Here is a 16,035-nt window from a genome sequence, read left to right on the forward strand (position 1 = left end):
AAGAAACGGATGCGTCAGCAGAAACGCAAAAAGGGGACAAGAGATGAAAGCGCATGTGAGTTCGATCCTGCTCGCCGTCCGGGACATGGAGCGGTCCAAGCGCTTCTACACGGAAGGGCTCGGCTGGAAGATCGAGCAGGACTACGGCGTCTCGGTCTTCTTCGCCCCGGACGGCGGCTCGCCCGTCGGCTTCTACGGCCGCGACGGCCTGGCCGAGCAGGTGGGGACCAGCCCGGAGGGCAGCGGCTTCAGCGGGCTGGTTCTCACCTACGTGGTCCGTACCGAGACCCGGATCGACGAGATCATGGCGGAGGCGGAGAAGGCCGGCGCCACCATCCTCAAGCCCGCCGGCCCGCTGCCGTGGGGCGGATACGGCGGCTCCTTCGCCGACCCGGACGGCTACGTCTGGAGCCTCGGGTACAGCGCGCAGGGGGAGAACCAGCCCTACGCGGAGTAGCCGCCGACCGGGCCGGGGTGCGGTTCACCTCGCACCGCACCCCGCTCCGGTGACGTCCCGACCGCCCCGAGGAACCGGTTGACGTCCAGACCGCCCCGAGGAACCCCGGACGACGGCTCCCCGGGGTAGCCCGTGGCGGGTCAGCCCAGGTCGACCAGCGGATACAGCGGATAGTCCGCCAGCAGGTCGGCGGCCTGCCCGGCCACCCGCCGCGCCACCGCCCCGTCCAACACGTACCGCGCCTTGGACGGGGCACCGTCCGGCCCGACCCCCGGCCGGGTCGCCGACAACACCGTGTGCAGCAGCCCCGCCACCTCGTCCATCTCCGCCACCCCGAGCCCCCGGGTCGTCAACGCCGGCGTGCCGAGCCGGACACCCGAGGTGTACCAGGCACCGTTCGGATCCCGGGGCACCGAGTTCCGGTTCGTCACGATGCCGGCGTCCAACAGCGCCGCCTCCGCCTGCCGCCCCGTCAGCCCGTACCCCGACACGTCCACCAGCAGCAGATGGTTGTCCGTACCCCCGGTCACCAGCCGCGCCCCCCGACGCAACAGCCCCTCCGCCAACGCGACCGCGTTCTGCACCACCCGGCCCGCGTACGCCGCGAACTCCGGCCGCCGCGCCTCCGCCAACGCGACCGCCTTACCGGCGATCACATGCGGCAACGGACCGCCGAGCACCAACGGACAACCCCGGTCCACCTGGTCGGCCAACTCCGGACCACACAACACCATGCCGCCGCGCGGACCCCGCAACGACTTGTGCGTCGTCGTCGTCACCAGATGCGCGTACGGCACCGGATCGAAGTCACCGACCAGCACCTTCCCGGCGACCAGCCCGGCGAAGTGCGCCATGTCGACCAGCAGCGTCGCACCGACCTCGTCGGCGATCTCCCGCATCAGCCGGAAGTTCACCCGCCGCGGATACGCCGAATAGCCGGCCATCAGGATCAGCGGCCGGAACTCCCGGGCGATCCGGCGCACCTCGTCGTAGTCCAGCAACCCCGTCTCCGGATCGGTACCGTAACTACGCTGGTCGAACATCTTGCCGGAGATGTTCGGCCGGAAACCGTGGGTCAGGTGCCCGCCCGCGTCCAACGACATGCCCAACATCCGCTGGTCACCCAGCTCCCGGCGCAACACCGCCCAGTCCGCCTCGGACAGCTCGTTCACGTGCCGCACCCCGGCCCGGCGCAACGCCGGCGACTCCACCCGGTCCGCCAGCACCGCCCAGAACGCCACCAGGTTCGCGTCGATCCCCGAATGCGGCTGCACATAGGCGTGCGCGGCCCCGAACAACTCCCGGGCATGCTCCGCCGCCACCGACTCCACCGTGTCGACGTTGCGGCAACCGGCATAGAAGCGGCGGCCGACCATGCCCTCCGCGTACTTGTCGCTGAACCAGTTACCCATCGCCAGCAGCACCGCCGGGGACGCGTAGTTCTCCGAAGCGATCAACTTCAACGACTCGCGCTGGTCGGCCAGTTCCGCACCGATCGCGTCCGCGACGCGGGGCTCGACCGCACGCACCACGTCCAACGCCGCGCGGAACGCGACGGACTCGGTGGAACTCGTGCCGACCGGAAAGACCTGATTGGCCATGGCAGCCTCCTGGGCGAAGAAAATCGGCCCAGGCGCACGGCACACGTCACTCGACGGGACCGCTTCCCGATGGTTGACCCCATCCCAGCACGCCAGTCACGGTCCGGGCCGAGCCTACCAACCCGACCGGCCCGGACGGCGAAGGATCAACCCGCGTCGCGCAACTCCGCCAACCGCGCCTCGATCTCCGCCAACTCGGCCCGCAACTTCTCCGCCTGCTGCTCGGCCTCCCGCCGCTCCACCGCCATGATCTGCTCCACCGCCTCGTGCACCCCGGGAACATCGATCAACGCCACCATCTTCAACGCCTCGGCCGGCTTGATCACGTACGGCTTCGCCAGCGACTTCGCGCCCTGCGTCGCCGCCAGCGTCCACTCGCCGTCCGCGTACGTCAGGGTGACCGTCAACCCCGCCGGACCCTTCGGCTTCGCCGCCTTCGTCGCCCGCCGGGCCGGCTTCGCCTCACCCTCGCCGTCCGCCGGACGGGCCGGGGGAGTGTCCACTGCGGTCACTGTTGCCTCCTCGCGGGGCGCCGGAACCGGCTCCCTGACAATCTTGAACTCTGGTTCGGGGACCGGCTCCGGCTCCGGTTCCGGCTTCACCGGCGCCCGCCGCGTCGCACCCTTCGGCGCGACAGCCAGATCACCGGGGGAGAAGGGCAGCTCGTCCCGACCGAACCGGACCACCACCCACTCCTCGGAGACCTCCGGATCGGTCAACTCCACCACCTGACCGAGCTGACCGGCAATCTGCCCCGCCGCCTCGGTGAACATCACCTTCGGCTTCCGGCCCGCCGCCAACGCGTCCCTGATCTGCTGCAACTCCTCGGTGGACAACCCCTGTTGAGCGGTACGCGCGGCAGCCATCGGATCCCTCTTCCGTACACCTGTTTGATTCATGACTTACTACCAGGCCCACCCGACAACGTCGAGACGGACACACCGTTCCGAGATCAACAAAACCAGAGCCCGGGACACCATCCGCCCCGACCGACCCGCCGCACCGACACCTGGCAGGATCGCCAGCTACCGGACCCGCGCGAACGATCCGCGACGAGCCCCGGCCCGGACCCGGCGGCCGGGGGCTGCGACAACCGAGGGGAGAGGCCCATGACTCCGCTGACGGTGGTGACCGGCGGCGGCCGCGGAATCGGCGCCGCGACCGTACGACAACTCGCCGCCGCCGGACACGACGTCGTCTTCTGCTACCGGCGCGACGCCGACGCCGCCGACGCCGTACTCCGCGACGTCACCGCCGCCGGACGCCGGGGCCTGGCCGTCCGCGCCGACACCACCGACCCCGACCAGGTGGTACGACTCTTCGACGAGGCCGCGAAACTCGGCGAACCCACCGGCCTGGTCAACAACGCCGGCGTGACCAGCCCGATCGGCCCTTTCGAAGAACTGACCGTCACCGACCTGCGCCGCGTCGTCGACGTCAACCTCATCGGCTACATCCTCTGCGCCCAGCAGGCCGCCCGCCGGTTCCCGTCCGGCGCGGCGATCGTCAACGTCTCCTCGGCCGCCGCCACCCTCGGCAGCCCCGGCGAATACGTGCACTACGCCGCCGTCAAGGCCGCCACCGACACCCTCACCGTCGGACTCGCCAAGGAACTCGCCCCCCGGGGCATCCGGGTCAACGCCGTCTCACCCGGCACCATCGACACCGAGATCCACATCATCTCCGGGGTACCCGACCGGGCCCAGCGGGTCGCCGGCCGGATACCACTCGGCCGCGCCGGCCGGGCCGACGAGGTCGCCGCCGCGATCGTCTGGCTGCTCGGCGACGGCGCCTCCTACACCACCGGCGCGGTACTCCGGGTCGCCGGCGGCATGTAACACCCCGCCGGGTGGCACCAGCCACGGCCTCCCCGCCGGGCGGCACCCGCCCCACGGGGCAGGGCCGGCACGCCAGGGAGGGGCGGCTAGGCAATTTCGGCAGGTCGTGGCAGCATCTCGCAGGTGAGCAGCACACTCGCCGAGGAGCAACGCCTGCGCGACCTCGTCCGGCTGCGCCGGGTCCGGGACCGGATCGACCGGGAGTACGCGCAGCCGCTCGACGTCGAAGCGCTCGCCCGTGGCGTGAACATGTCCGCCGGCCACCTCAGCCGCCAGTTCCGAGCCGCCTACGGTGAGTCACCATACTCGTACCTGATGACCCGGCGCATCGAACGCGCCATGGCACTGCTGCGGCGCGGCGACCTCAACGTCACCGAAGTCTGTTTCGCGGTCGGATGCTCCTCACTGGGCACCTTCAGCACCCGCTTCACCGAACTGGTCGGCGTACCGCCGAGCACCTACCGCGCCCAGACCGCCCAGTCGACAGCGGAGATGCCACCCTGCATCACCAAACAGGTGACCAGACCGATCAGGAATCGAGAAGCGCGGGCCGACGAGCCGCAACTAGCGTGACGGCCATGGACATCAACATTCACGCCGCCTTCCTCCCGCACACCGACCCGGACGCCGCCCTCGCCTTCTACCGCGACACCCTCGGCTTCGAGGTCCGCAACGACGTCGGATACGCCGGAATGCGCTGGATCACCGTCGGTCCCGCCAAGCAGCCGGAAACCTCCATCGTCCTGCACCCGCCGGCCGCCGACCCCGGCATCACCGACGACGAGCGCCGGACCATCCTCGAACTGATCGCCAAGGGCACCTACACCGCCATCACCCTGGCCACCCACGACCTCGACGGCGTCTTCGACCGGCTACAGGCCAGCGGCGCCGACGTCGTCCAGGAGCCGACCGACCAGCCGTACGGCATCCGCGACTGCGCCTTCCGCGACCCCGCCGGCAACCTGATCCGGATCAACCAGCTCGGCTGACCCGCCCGGCACCCGAAACCACCTGGTCCCGCGAAGGCGACCCCACCGGAAGATGGAGACACGACAAGCATGGCCACGAGCACGGACACCGGGGCACCGGCGCCGCACGCCGCCGACAGCCACGACCTGATCCGGGTACACGGCGCCCGCGAGAACAACCTCAAGGACGTCAGCGTCGAGATCCCGAAGCGCCGGCTGACGGTCTTCACCGGCGTCTCCGGCTCGGGCAAGAGCTCGCTGGTGTTCGGCACGATCGCCGCCGAGTCGCAGCGGATGATCAACGAGACCTACAGCACCTTCGTACAGGGCTTCATGCCGACCCTGGCCCGCCCGGAGGTCGACGTACTCGACGGCCTGACCACCGCGATCATCGTCGACCAGGAGCGGATGGGCGCCGACCCCCGCTCCACGGTCGGCACCGCCACCGACGCCAACGCGATGCTGCGGATCCTCTTCAGCCGGCTGGGCGAGCCGCACATCGGCCCACCCAGCGCCTTCTCCTTCAACGTCGCCTCCGTCCGGGCCGCCGGTGCGATCACGATCGCCGGCAAGACCAGCAAGGCAACCTACAACCGTACCGGCGGCATGTGCCCGCGCTGCGAAGGCCGCGGCCGGATCTCCGACATCGACCTCACCCAGCTCTACGACGACTCCAAGTCGATCGCCGAAGGCGCGTTCACCATCCCCGGCTGGAAGTCGGACAGCTGGTGGACCGTGCGCACCTACGCCGAATCCGGCTTCCTCGACCCGAACAAGCCGATCCGCGAGTTCACCAAGCAGGAGATGCGCGACTTCCTCTACCGGGAACCGACCAAGGTGAAGGTCGAGGGCGCCAACCTCACCTACGAGGGACTGATCCCCAAGATCCAAAAGTCGTTCCTGTCCAAGGACCGCGAGGCGATGCAACCGCACATCCGGGCATTCGTCGACCGGGCCGTCACCTTCACCACCTGCCCCGACTGCGGCGGTACCCGCCTCAGCGAGGGGGCCCGATCCTCCCGGATCAAGGGCGTCAACATCGCCGAGGCGTGCGCCATGCAGATCAGCGACCTCGCCGAATGGGTCCGCGAACTCGACGAACCATCGGTGGCGCCCCTGCTCGCCTCGCTGGGCCAGACCCTCGACTCCTTCGTCGAGATCGGGCTCGGCTACCTCTCCCTCGACCGACCCTCGGGCACCCTCTCCGGCGGCGAGGCACAACGCACCAAGATGATCCGCCACCTCGGCTCCTCGCTCACCGACGTCACCTACGTCTTCGACGAACCCACCATCGGCCTGCACCCACACGACGTACAGCGGATGAACGACCTCCTGCTCCGACTCCGGGACAAGGGCAACACCGTACTCGTCGTCGAACACAAACCCGAGACGATCGCCATCGCCGACCACGTCGTCGACCTCGGCCCCGGCGCCGGTACGGCCGGCGGCACCGTCTGCTTCGAAGGCACCGTCGAAGGACTACGCGCCAGCGGCACCATCACCGGTCGACACCTCGGCGACCGGGCCGCCCTCAAGAAGACCGTACGCAAACCCACCGGCACGCTCGAAATCCGCGGCGCGACCGCCAACAACCTCCGCGACGTCGACGTCGACATCCCACTCGGAGTACTCGTCGTCGTCACCGGCGTCGCCGGCTCCGGCAAGAGCTCCCTCGTACACGGGTCGATCCCGGCCGGCGCCGGCGTGGTCTCGATCGACCAGGGCGGGATCCGCGGCTCACGCCGAAGCAACCCCGCCACCTACACCGGACTGCTCGAGCCCATCCGCAAGGCGTTCGCCAAGGCCAACGGCGTGAAACCGGCACTGTTCAGCGCCAACTCCGAAGGCGCCTGCCCCACCTGCAACGGCGCCGGCGTCATCTACACCGACCTGGCGATGATGGCCAGCGTCGCCACCACCTGCGAGGACTGCGAGGGAAAGCGCTTCGAGGCATCCGTACTGGAATACCGCCTCGGCGGCCGCGACATCAGCCAGGTGCTCGCGATGTCCGTCACCGAGGCCGAGGAGTTCTTCGGCACCGGCGAGGGACGCACCCCGGCCGCACACGCCATCCTGCGCCGACTCGCCGACGTCGGGCTCGGCTATCTCAGCCTCGGCCAGCCGCTCACCACCCTCTCCGGCGGTGAACGGCAGCGCCTCAAGCTGGCCACCCACATGGCCGAGAAGGGCGGCGTCTACGTCCTCGACGAGCCGACCGCCGGACTGCACCTCGCCGACGTCGAACAGCTCCTCGGCCTGCTCGACCGGCTCGTCGACTCCGGCAAGTCGGTCATCGTCGTCGAGCACCACCAGGCGGTGATGGCGCACGCCGACTGGATCATCGATCTCGGCCCCGGAGCCGGGCACGACGGCGGCACCATCGTCTTCGAGGGCACGCCCGCCGACCTCGTCGCCGCCCGATCCACCCTCACCGGCCAGCACCTGGCCGCGTACGTCGGCCACGGCGACGCGCAGACCGGCACGAGGGACTGAGGCAGAACTCCACTCACCTACCTCGTCTCGCCGGCCGCGGCAGACAGCGCGACTGACGATGGTCCGTGCTGGCGTTCTCGGACGCCAGCACGGACGCGGGGCATCTCGGGAGAACCCTCCCGTCAACAGCGTTCCTGGAAGTCGATGATCACCGGGACCGTCTGCGTCACCCGTCCGTCCGACGCCCAGAGCACCGAGTGGTACCGCCCGACCGGGGTCGACGCGACGCTGAACGGGGCGGCGTTGAGCACCCGACCGCGGTCGCTCGACCCGGGCGGGATGAATCCGTTCGGAGTGGGAGCAGCGCCGGGGGGCAGGTTCGCCACCCCGGACGTGATCGGGGTCGACCAGGTTCCGTTGATCGAGACCAGGAAGTACAGACCTGCCCTGGCGAAGTCGGACGGGGTACAGATTCGCTGCGGTCGGTTGGGGTCGTAGTCGACGAGTTCCCAGGTCGCCGAGACGGTCGAGTCCGTGGTCAACGGGGAAGTCCCGGCGGCGGCCGGTGAGCCGCCGGTCAGCGCCAGCGCCAGTACTGCTGCCACGCCGATCACGAGCCTGAGCACACTACGGGTGGGTCTCACGAACAGCTCCCTCGGTCGTTGCCGATCCGGGCGACTCGGTGCCGCCCATCCGCAAGTATCGATGGATAGATGATTGCGTTGTCAAGCAAGTGGCCTCGGGTGGAGATCGATGCACCTGAGGCAGGGGATAGGCGCATGGGCGTGGTCTACGGCGAAGCCCGGGCGATCAGCCGGATGGAGCCGCCCGAGAGCGGCATCGATCGCGGGGCAAGGTCGTTCCTCGCGTACACACGGGAGCCATGACGAAGGGACGAGCACCAACCTCGGCACCACCGTGTCCGGGACAAAGATCCCGGACGACTTGAGATGGTGAGAGGCGCAAGGGGCGGGAGTCGAACCCGGAAATTCTGTAGGTCGATAATGTACATTATGTCAACTAGTCGGTTATCGGGGTGGCCCCCGTCGGGCGCGGGCCGGAACGACGGAGGTTTGTGACCTGGCACCGCGACACCGGCTGGACGACGCGACGACGCTTCGTCGGGCGGCGGGGCGTTCTGTGAGGACGGATCGCCAGCGGTTCCGGACGGTCCGATCCGGAGCGGTTCCACCCCGCGTCGGTCGACCTCCGCGCCTCAGCGGTACGTATATCCACGGCTCGGCCAAGCCCCGAGGTGCCTGCCCTAGGGCTGGCCGACTGCTTCTCGTTCGCCCCTTCCCCGCCTCGGGGCGGTCGCGCGTGGTCGGCTACGGGTGGTCACCTGCAAGATCACTTGGACTGGCCGATTACTCCCCAATCATGCATAATATTCGTTATGCAGGACAAAGAGGACTTTCTGCTACTCCCCCTCGTTGAGCAGTTCCTGACGTCCCGGGCCACCCGTAAGCCCTCCCCGCACACGCTGGCGGCGTACCGTCGGGACCTGCTGGCGGTCGCCCGGCTGGTCGCCGACGACCAGCCCGGCACTCCCCTCCCCCTGGCGGCACTGCCGATCCGCGCCCTGACCACCCGCTCCATCCGGGCGGCCTTTGCCCGCTTCGCCGCTCCCCGGGCCGCGGCCTCGATCTACCGGGCCTGGTCCACCTGGAACGGCTTCTTCGACTTCCTGGTCGCCGAGCAGGTGGTGGCCGGCAATCCCATGCCCGCCGTGGACAAGCCCCGGGTCCCCCCTGCCCCACCGAAGCCGCTGCGCGGCGAGCGTACGCCGGAGCAGTTGCTGGCCGGGGTGGTCGAATCGGACCGGCGGCAGCGTGATCCGTGGCCGGAGCGGGACCTCGCGGTGCTGGCCCTGGCGCTCTGCGCGGGGCTGCGCCTGGCCGAGTTGCTGGCCCTGCGCACGGGTTCGCTGGTCGGCCGGGACGGTGAGCGCCGGGTCGAGGTGATCGGCAAGGGCAGCCGGTCCCGGTTGATTCCGGTGGAGCCGGAGCTCGACCGGGTGATCGTGGACTATCTGGAGAGTCGGCGTCGCCGCTTCGGCTTCCGTACGGTCGGGCCGGACTCGGCGCTGCTGGTCGACCGGGAGGGTAAGCCGCTGCGTCGGGGTGGCCTGCAATATCTGGTGGAGTCCTGTTACCGGCGGGCGGGGATCACCGACCGGGTGCCGCCGGGTGCGCGGCTGCACGCGTTGCGGCACACCTTCGCGACCAGGTTGGCGGAGGACGGGGCGAGTGCTCCGGAGATCATGCGGCTGTTGGGGCACGCGAGTCTGGCGACGAGTCAGAACTATATCGAGGTGACCGCCGAGCAGGAGCGGGCGGCGGTGCGGGCGAACCGTACCAACCGGTCGCTGGGTCGGTTGTTGTCGCAGCGGTCGGTCGTGGACGGTGCCGGTTAGCGGGGTGTGGCGGTGCGCAGGCCGGCGACGTCGAGTACCAGGGTGCGGCGGTCGGCGGTGACGACTCCGACCAGGTTGTCGGCGATCGCCACCTGCTCGGGGGCCTTGCCGCCGACGGCGAGCCGATCGGTGCCCTCGCCGAGGGTGGTGTCCGCCACCTGGAGGTGCCAGCGTGGTGGTGAGCCGGCTACGGAGCCGAGGACGAGTCGTCCACCGGCGGCCGCCTCCAGGCTGGCGAGTTCGGGGAGTTCGCGTTGGGCTTGGCCGCTGGTGCCGCTGATCAGCCGGGGGTGGCTGAGCGAGTCGAAGGTGCCTCGGCCGGTGACCAGGGTGTCGTCGTGGGCGTACCAGTTCTGGTCGGAGTGTTCGGCCAGGGCGGTCCAGCCGGGTTTGCCGCTGCGGGTGTCGATGGCTACGACGCGGTGTTCGGCGCCGTTGGTGATGGCGGCGCAGACGCGGGTGGCGGCGCAGGGTTTGATCCGTTCGACGATGTCACCGGCGGCGAGCGGCATCTTCCAGCGCAGTCGCAGGCCGGGTACGTCGTAGGCGGCGAGGACGTGGTCGTCGCCGGTGGTCTTGCCGATCACCGCGTTGTCGTAGCCGGTCCAGAGGTCGGGTTCGAGGGGCAGTTTGCCGCTTCCCCGGACCTTACCGGTGGTGGCGTCGAGGACGTAGCCGCGGTCGTTGGCGGAGTCGAGTTCGACGATGGTGTTGGTGGCGCCGGGCGCGTCGTGGTAGCTGCCGGCGACGGCTGGTAGGAGGCCGGGGGCGGGTGTGCCGGGTGCGGGCCACTGCCGTACCGGTTCGGCGCGGTGTTCGTCGGAGCTGAGCGTGTCGGGTTCGCCGGATTTGCTCCACACCTGGCGGCCGGTGCGGAGGTTGACGCGGCTGATCGCGAGGTCGTCGGAGCCGCCGAGGGTCTCGATGACGGCGTCGGTGCCGTAGTAGGCGACGTCGACGCGGTCGGGCCAGGTGCGTTGCCAGAGCAGTCGGCCGTCTTTGCCGGAGAGTACGGCGCGGACGTCCTGGCCGCCGTTGGTGACGGAGTTCTCGCCGTCGACGACGATCAGGTCCTGGACGGCGGTGAGGCGCAGGTCGGTGGGTTCGATCGGCAGTGTGGCCGTCCAGCGGGGTGGGCCGGCGGTGGCGGTCAGGGCCACCACTTCGGTGCTGCGGTTGCCGGCGACGGCGGAGATGACGTCGGCGCCGTGCACGGTGACGGCGGCGGCGCCTTGGCGGGTGCTCTGGTAGGCGTTGACCTGGTCGAGGGTTCCGGCGGGTGTGGGGCCGTCGTCGAGTACGCCGAGGTTGCCGAGCTGGTTGGTCAGCCATTCGCCGCCGATGACGACGGTGCCGACGCAGCCGGCGACGGCGAGGAAGGCGGTGGCGGTGACCAGGAGGCGGCGGATCCGTCGGCGGCGTGGGTCGACGGGGTGTGTGCGGGGGCCGGCGGGTCGGGGTGCGGCGGCGGCTGTCGGGGCGGGTGGCTGTGGGTGTCGCCCGGCGGCGGGGCCGGACATCGGTGGCGGCGGTGGCCCGGGTGGCGGTGGCCCGGGTGGCGGTGGGACGGCACCGAAGCCGGCGGCCGCGGGCGGGTAGCCGGGTGGGCTTGGGTATCCGGGTGGGTTGCTGGTGGGGGTGGCCGGCTGTCGCGGTTCGGGGCCGGTGTGGTGGACGGCTCCGTAGGCGACCGGGAGTTCGGGTTGTTCGGGGACGGTGGGGGCGATGCCGAGCCGGGCGTGCAGGCGGCTGGCGACCAGGGGTAGCCGGCTGGATCCGCCGACGAGCAGCAGGCTGTTGAGGTGTCGGGCTTCGATGCCGGCCCGGTCGAGGGTGCGGCGGGTCTCGTCGACGGCGCGGGCGACGAGTGGTCCGGCGATCCGGTCGAGTTCGTCGCGGGTGAGGTGCAGCGGGTCGTCGCGGCCGGGGACCTGGACGGGCGCGGTGGCGGTGCGGGAGAGCATTTCCTTGGCGGCGCGGACCTCGGTCCAGAATGTCTGCCGGTCGCGGCGTTCGGTCGGGGTTTCGGGGTGGCGTAGTCGCCGCCACGGTTCGGGGTCGCGAAGTTCGACGAGTTGGCCGAGGTGGGCGACGAGGGCGTCGTCGATGTCGAGGCCGCCGAGGTCGTCGAGGCCGCCGGTGGCGAGGACGCGCAGGCCGGTGGGGTCGCGGCGGACGACGGCGACGTCGAGGGTGCCGCCGCCGAAGTCGAAGATGCCGAGGGTGCCGCCGACGGGGATCTGCTGGTGGAGGATTTGGGCGCAGTAGGTGGCGGCGGCGACGGGTTCGTCGAGGAGTCGGACGGTGCCGAGGCCGGCGTTGGCGGCGGCGGTGCGCAGCAGGGTACGGCGGGGTTGGCCCCAGTCGGCCGGGCAGGTGAGGACGGTGGCGCCGCCGGGGTCGACGCCGGCGGTACGGGCTTCGTCGGCGACCCGGCGCAGGGTGGCGGTGAGGAGTCGTTCGACGGGTACCTCGTCGGTGCCGAGCAGCAGGGTGCCGTCGTCGATGCGGCGTTTCGGGTGTGGTTCGTAGCGTTGCGGGTCGGTGCTGCCGAGCCGGACGGCGTCGCGTCCGGTGTGCACGGTGCCGTCGGGGGTGAGGTGGCCGGCGGAGGCGAGTAGCGGGGTGCCGTCGAAGAGGAGCGTCCGGGCGGGTTGGTGGTGGTCGCGGCGGACGACGGCGACGGTGTGGGTGGTGCCGAGGTCTATGGCGAGCCGGACCGGCTGGTCCACCGATGTCACCTCCGGGTGCGGCGGGCGCGCCGGGGGTGGGTGCGCCGCGTGCGGATGCTACTTCGCGTGGTGTGGGTGGGCGGCGGGGGTGTCGCCGGTTCGGGTTGTGCGGGGTCCTGGATCGGACTGTCGGCGGGACAACGATCGGGCTGTCGGGCTGTCGGGCTGTCGGGCTGTCGGTTGGAGGACTTGGCCGTCCTCCGGGACGGTGGGTCTGTTGGCTGCTGGTCGGGCTTCGCTGGCCTGGTCAGCGGCGGCTAGGCTTCGGCGCATGCCGAGGTGGCAGGTGCAGGGTCGGGCGGCGGACGTCGCCCTGGTGCTCGTGGTCGCCCTGGTCGGCCTCGGCGGGCTGGTGGTGCAGTCGGCCGGGGTCGAGAGCGCCGCGGAGTGGGTGGCGCTGCTGGCGGTACTGGCCTCCTCGGGCGCGTTGTACGTGCGGCGTCGCTATCCGGTACCGGTGGGTGTGGTGGCGCTGGTCGCCGTCGGCGGGTACGGGGCGTTGCTGCACCGGCCGGGTCCGATCATGCTGGTTTTCGTCGTGGCGCTCTACACCGTTGTCGACGAAGGGCGTCTCTGGGTCGCGGTCGGGCTCGGGGTCGCCTCGGTGGTCGCGTTCGCGGCGGCGGACAGCTATGGCCGGACGGCCGGTGGGGGCAACGGGGCGACGCTGCTGCACGCCGGTTGGCTGGTGGCGGTGATCGTCGGGGTGACCCGTAACCGGCGGGCCTATCTGGTGGAGGCGCGGGCCCGGGTGCTCGCGGCGGAGCAGGGCAAGGAGGAGGAAGCTCGCCGTCGGGCCACCGAGGAGCGGTTGCGTATCGCCCGGGAGTTGCATGACGTGCTCGGCCACCATCTCTCGCTGATCAACGTGCAGGCCAGTGCCGCGTTGCACCGTCCGGATCCGGGTCGGTCGGCCGAGGCGCTCGCCGCGATCAAGCAGGCGAGCAAGGAGATGTTGGGTGAGTTGCGTACGGCGTTGGGTGTTCTGCGGCAGGAGGACGAGGCGGTGACGGTGCCGGGTCTGGACCGGCTCGGCGAGCTGGTCCTGACGGCCGGGCGGTCCGGGTTGGAGGTCCGTACCGAGGTGGCGCGGCCTCGGGCGTTGCCGCCGGAGGTCGAGTTGGCGGCGTACCGGATCGTGCAGGAGGCGTTGACGAACGTGACCCGGCACGCGGGTGCGAGCGCCGCGGTGGTGCGGGTGCGGCGGGACGGTGACGACGTGCTGGTGGAGGTCGAGGACGACGGTACCGGCGGGCCGGGTGTGCCCGGTAACGGCATTGTCGGGATGGGTGAGCGGGCGCGGGCGTTGGGTGGTTCGTTGAGTGCGGGTCCTGGGCCGGGTGGTGGTTTCCGGGTGTCTGCCCGCCTGCCGTTGCGGGGCGGTGTGGTGTCGGCGGGGCCGGGCGGGCCGCGGGGCGGCGTGGTGTCGGCCGGGTCGGCTGGGCTGTCGCCGGAGTCGGGGGCCGTTTCGTGATCCGGTTGCTGCTCGCGGACGACCAGACCCTGGTGCGGGCCGGGTTTCGGTCCATTCTGGAGGGTGAGGAGGGCATCGAGGTGGTCGGTGAGGCCGCCGACGGTGCCGAGGCGGTGCGGCTGACCCGGCGGCTGCGACCGGATGTCGTGTTGATGGACATCCGGATGCCGGGGCTGGATGGGCTGGCCGCGACCGGGGAGATCGCCGCGAGTTCGGATGCCCGGGTGATCATTCTGACGACGTTCGACCTGGACGACTACGTCTACGGGGCGTTGCGGGCCGGTGCGAGCGGTTTTCTGGTCAAGGACACCGAGCCGGCGGAGTTGATCCACGGGGTGCGGGTGGTGGCCCGTGGTGACGCGTTGATCGCGCCGTCGATCACGCGCCGGTTGATTTCCGAGTTCAGCGCCCGGGTCCGTCATCCTGATCCGGGGCCGAGGTTGCGCGCGTTGACCGAGCGGGAGCGGGAGGTGCTGGCGTTGGTCGCGGCCGGCCTCTCCAACGACGAGATCGCGGCGCGGCTGGTGTTGAGTCCGGCGACCGCGAAGACCCACGTCAGTCGGATCATGACGAAGACCCAGGTCCGGGACCGGGCCCAGTTGGTGATCCTGGCGTACGAGTCCGGGTTGACGGTTCCGGGCTGGCTCGGCCGCTCCTGACCTGGGCCGGCCGGCTGCCGGCGGCCGGTGCCGAGGGCGTGGTGGTGTCGACTCAACCAGGGTGGTGCGTCCCCGGGCGGGGACGGACCACCCGTTGTCAGGTCAGGGCAGGCTGTTCAGCGGGACGCTGTAGAGGACTCGTCCGCCGGGGCCGGTCGGGTTGTCCCGGGACCATTCGGTCGTCGACCACACCTCGCCGGTCGAGTACCAGTACGTCACCGCCTCGGGGTGCAGTGACCAGCAGGTGGTTTTGACTTCGCCGTCGACTGTGCAGGTGCTGGATCGGCCGTTGCCGCCGCCGGGGGTGAATCCCCAGATCTGCCCGTAGAGGCTGAACGAGCTGTGCACCACGTACCAGCGGTTGTTGAACGAGAGCACGCCCTGCTGGTTGCCCACACCGCTGGCGTACGCCTCGGACGGGGTGGCCGAGGTCGGCAGCAGGTAGTCGGCGCCGAACGGATAGCGGATCAGCCGGCCGCGCTTGGTCTGGTCGCTGAAGTACTCGGCGGTGACCAGGCTGTCCGGGCTGGTGCTGCGGTCCAGCGACAGGGACGAGAAGCACGGTGTGCCGGTGTCGCTGTCCATGCTGCATGCGCCGCTGCTGTAGGTGTAGTAGCCGATCTGCGGCATGACGTACTTGTAGCCGTATGCGGCCCAGCCGCCGCTGACCTTGCCGATGTCGGACACGGTCGAGGTGGTTTGCAGGATGTGGCTCATGCTGAACACCCGTAGCGCCACGGTGCCGTTGCCGACGGCGTTGACGATCAGCTTGTCGCCGAACCAGATCATGCCGCCGATGTGTGTCTTGGCGGCGCTGAAGTCGCTGCCGGTGGAGTTCGGGTCGACCAGGTAGACCCACCGGTACTTCGGCGCGGCCGGGTTGGTGTAGTCGATGAACGCGACCCGGGCGTCGTTCCTGCGGGTGCCGCTGCCCCACGACCAACCGGACAGGATCGCCCGCTTGGCGCCCCAGGCCCCGTCGTCGTCAGCGTCCCCGGAACTGGTGATGCCCTGCGGTGACCAGTTGAGGTCGGTGGCGTCAGCGGTGTCGAAGCACCACTTGTTCGTCGCCACGGGTGCGATCGGCAGCGCGGCGAGTTCCTCGCTGTTGCAGGTGGTCATCGTCCGGTTGGCGTCGTCGAGCACGGTGGCCACTCCGACGTTGGGTAGCGCGTTGTCCAGCGCCTGGATGGCGGCGCTCGATTCGGCGTGCCAGGTCAGGCCCATGTTGGTTTTGCTGGTGGCCACCAGCGGGTCGGCGTATGCCGCGGCGGCGGGCGAGGTGGGCAGTACCACCGTCGCGATCGTGACGGTGACTGCCAGCGCGGTGCCGGCCCATTTCCGTCCAGCCATCGTGAACCCCCGTTCGTCAGGTGATGGGGGTCACCATAGTGGCGCCACGGACCCGTCGCCGTCCCGTAACTCCGAAGTGGACAGCGTCGGTGGCCGGGGGTGGT

At 70.4% G+C, this 16,035-nt stretch carries 13 protein-coding genes and 1 riboswitch; of the genes, 8 read left to right on the forward strand and 5 right to left on the reverse strand.

Annotated elements, in window-relative coordinates; translation table 11 throughout:
* Window positions 1–43 precede the first annotated feature (43 nt).
* Window positions 44–457 carry a VOC family protein gene (locus C6W10_RS00200; RefSeq protein ID WP_107255794.1) on the forward strand — a complete coding sequence of 138 codons (414 nt, stop codon included), beginning with the start codon at window positions 44–46 and terminating at the stop codon, window positions 455–457.
* 140 nt (window positions 458–597) lie between these two features.
* Here the strand turns inward: C6W10_RS00200 and C6W10_RS00205 are convergent, their stop codons facing one another.
* Both C6W10_RS00205 and C6W10_RS00210 read right to left on the reverse strand, forming a co-directional pair.
* Complete coding sequence (locus tag C6W10_RS00205; RefSeq protein ID WP_107255795.1) at window positions 598–2,058, reverse strand: glycine hydroxymethyltransferase; 1,461 nt, start codon at window positions 2,056–2,058, stop codon at window positions 598–600.
* Window positions 2,059–2,077: 19 nt separating this feature from the next.
* A riboswitch (ZMP/ZTP riboswitch) is annotated at window positions 2,078–2,168 on the reverse strand.
* A 36-nt stretch (window positions 2,169–2,204) separates the two neighbouring features.
* A complete protein-coding gene (locus C6W10_RS00210) occupies window positions 2,205–2,924 on the reverse strand; it encodes a hypothetical protein (protein ID WP_107255796.1) in 720 nt (239 codons plus the stop codon).
* Window positions 2,925–3,167: 243 nt separating this feature from the next.
* On the opposite strand from C6W10_RS00210, the gene C6W10_RS00215 reads away from it, so the two are divergent.
* From C6W10_RS00215 to C6W10_RS00230, 4 genes are all read left to right on the forward strand, one after another.
* Window positions 3,168–3,896, forward strand: coding sequence for an SDR family oxidoreductase (locus C6W10_RS00215; RefSeq protein WP_107255797.1), 729 nt, complete (start codon window positions 3,168–3,170; stop codon window positions 3,894–3,896).
* 123 nt (window positions 3,897–4,019) lie between these two features.
* On the forward strand, window positions 4,020–4,469 hold the full coding sequence (locus C6W10_RS00220) for a helix-turn-helix transcriptional regulator (RefSeq protein ID WP_107255798.1): 450 nt from the start codon (window positions 4,020–4,022) through the stop codon (window positions 4,467–4,469).
* A 5-nt stretch (window positions 4,470–4,474) separates the two neighbouring features.
* The gene (locus tag C6W10_RS00225; RefSeq protein WP_107255799.1) at window positions 4,475–4,885 is read left to right on the forward strand and encodes a VOC family protein; all 411 of its coding nucleotides are present in this window, start codon (window positions 4,475–4,477) and stop codon (window positions 4,883–4,885) included.
* A gap of 69 nt (window positions 4,886–4,954) precedes the next feature.
* Window positions 4,955–7,357, forward strand: coding sequence for an excinuclease ABC subunit UvrA (locus C6W10_RS00230; RefSeq protein WP_107255800.1), 2,403 nt, complete (start codon window positions 4,955–4,957; stop codon window positions 7,355–7,357).
* 122 nt (window positions 7,358–7,479) lie between these two features.
* Here C6W10_RS00230 and C6W10_RS00235 read toward each other — a convergent pair whose 3' ends face one another.
* A complete protein-coding gene (locus tag C6W10_RS00235; RefSeq protein ID WP_159104391.1) occupies window positions 7,480–7,941 on the reverse strand; it encodes a DUF5980 family protein in 462 nt (153 codons plus the stop codon).
* Window positions 7,942–8,693: 752 nt separating this feature from the next.
* Here C6W10_RS00235 and C6W10_RS00240 point away from each other — a divergent pair.
* Entirely contained in the window at window positions 8,694–9,713 is a 1,020-nt protein-coding gene (locus tag C6W10_RS00240; RefSeq protein ID WP_107255802.1) for a tyrosine-type recombinase/integrase, read from the forward strand.
* On the opposite strand, the gene C6W10_RS39410 is transcribed toward C6W10_RS00240, so the two are convergent.
* Window positions 9,710–12,445, reverse strand: a complete 2,736-nt coding sequence (locus tag C6W10_RS39410; RefSeq protein WP_159104392.1) for an Hsp70 family protein — start codon at window positions 12,443–12,445, stop codon at window positions 9,710–9,712. The two genes, C6W10_RS00240 and C6W10_RS39410, sit on opposite strands and share 4 nt — an antisense overlap.
* A gap of 271 nt (window positions 12,446–12,716) precedes the next feature.
* On the opposite strand from C6W10_RS39410, the gene C6W10_RS00250 reads away from it, so the two are divergent.
* Window positions 12,717–13,919 carry a sensor histidine kinase gene (locus C6W10_RS00250; protein WP_107255804.1) on the forward strand — a complete coding sequence of 401 codons (1,203 nt, stop codon included), beginning with the start codon at window positions 12,717–12,719 and terminating at the stop codon, window positions 13,917–13,919.
* The gene (locus tag C6W10_RS00255) at window positions 13,916–14,578 is read left to right on the forward strand and encodes a response regulator transcription factor (protein ID WP_107255805.1); all 663 of its coding nucleotides are present in this window, start codon (window positions 13,916–13,918) and stop codon (window positions 14,576–14,578) included. Before C6W10_RS00250 ends, C6W10_RS00255 begins: the two co-directional genes overlap by 4 nt.
* A gap of 102 nt (window positions 14,579–14,680) precedes the next feature.
* Here C6W10_RS00255 and C6W10_RS00260 read toward each other — a convergent pair whose 3' ends face one another.
* Window positions 14,681–15,931: a hypothetical protein gene (locus C6W10_RS00260; protein ID WP_199853228.1), complete on the reverse strand. Its 1,251-nt coding sequence runs from the start codon at window positions 15,929–15,931 to the stop codon at window positions 14,681–14,683.
* Window positions 15,932–16,035 lie beyond the last annotated feature (104 nt).

The organism is Plantactinospora sp. BB1 (assembly GCF_003030385.1).
Taxonomy (GTDB): domain Bacteria; phylum Actinomycetota; class Actinomycetes; order Mycobacteriales; family Micromonosporaceae; genus Plantactinospora.

What these genes read in the sequence shown, in the direction of transcription:
- C6W10_RS00230 (WP_107255800.1), top strand. Translation starts at nt 4,955, where the DNA reads ATGGCCACGAGCACGGACACCGGGGCACCGGCGCCGCACGCCGCCGAC.
- C6W10_RS00240 (WP_107255802.1), top strand. Translation starts at nt 8,694, where the DNA reads ATGCAGGACAAAGAGGACTTTCTGCTACTCCCCCTCGTTGAGCAGTTC.
- C6W10_RS00260 (WP_199853228.1), bottom strand. Translation starts at nt 15,931, where the DNA reads ATGGCTGGACGGAAATGGGCCGGCACCGCGCTGGCAGTCACCGTCACG.
- C6W10_RS00215 (WP_107255797.1), top strand. Translation starts at nt 3,168, where the DNA reads ATGACTCCGCTGACGGTGGTGACCGGCGGCGGCCGCGGAATCGGCGCC.
- C6W10_RS00250 (WP_107255804.1), top strand. Translation starts at nt 12,717, where the DNA reads ATGCCGAGGTGGCAGGTGCAGGGTCGGGCGGCGGACGTCGCCCTGGTG.
- C6W10_RS00210 (WP_107255796.1), bottom strand. Translation starts at nt 2,924, where the DNA reads ATGGCTGCCGCGCGTACCGCTCAACAGGGGTTGTCCACCGAGGAGTTG.
- C6W10_RS00200 (WP_107255794.1), top strand. Translation starts at nt 44, where the DNA reads ATGAAAGCGCATGTGAGTTCGATCCTGCTCGCCGTCCGGGACATGGAG.
- C6W10_RS00205 (WP_107255795.1), bottom strand. Translation starts at nt 2,058, where the DNA reads ATGGCCAATCAGGTCTTTCCGGTCGGCACGAGTTCCACCGAGTCCGTC.
- C6W10_RS00225 (WP_107255799.1), top strand. Translation starts at nt 4,475, where the DNA reads ATGGACATCAACATTCACGCCGCCTTCCTCCCGCACACCGACCCGGAC.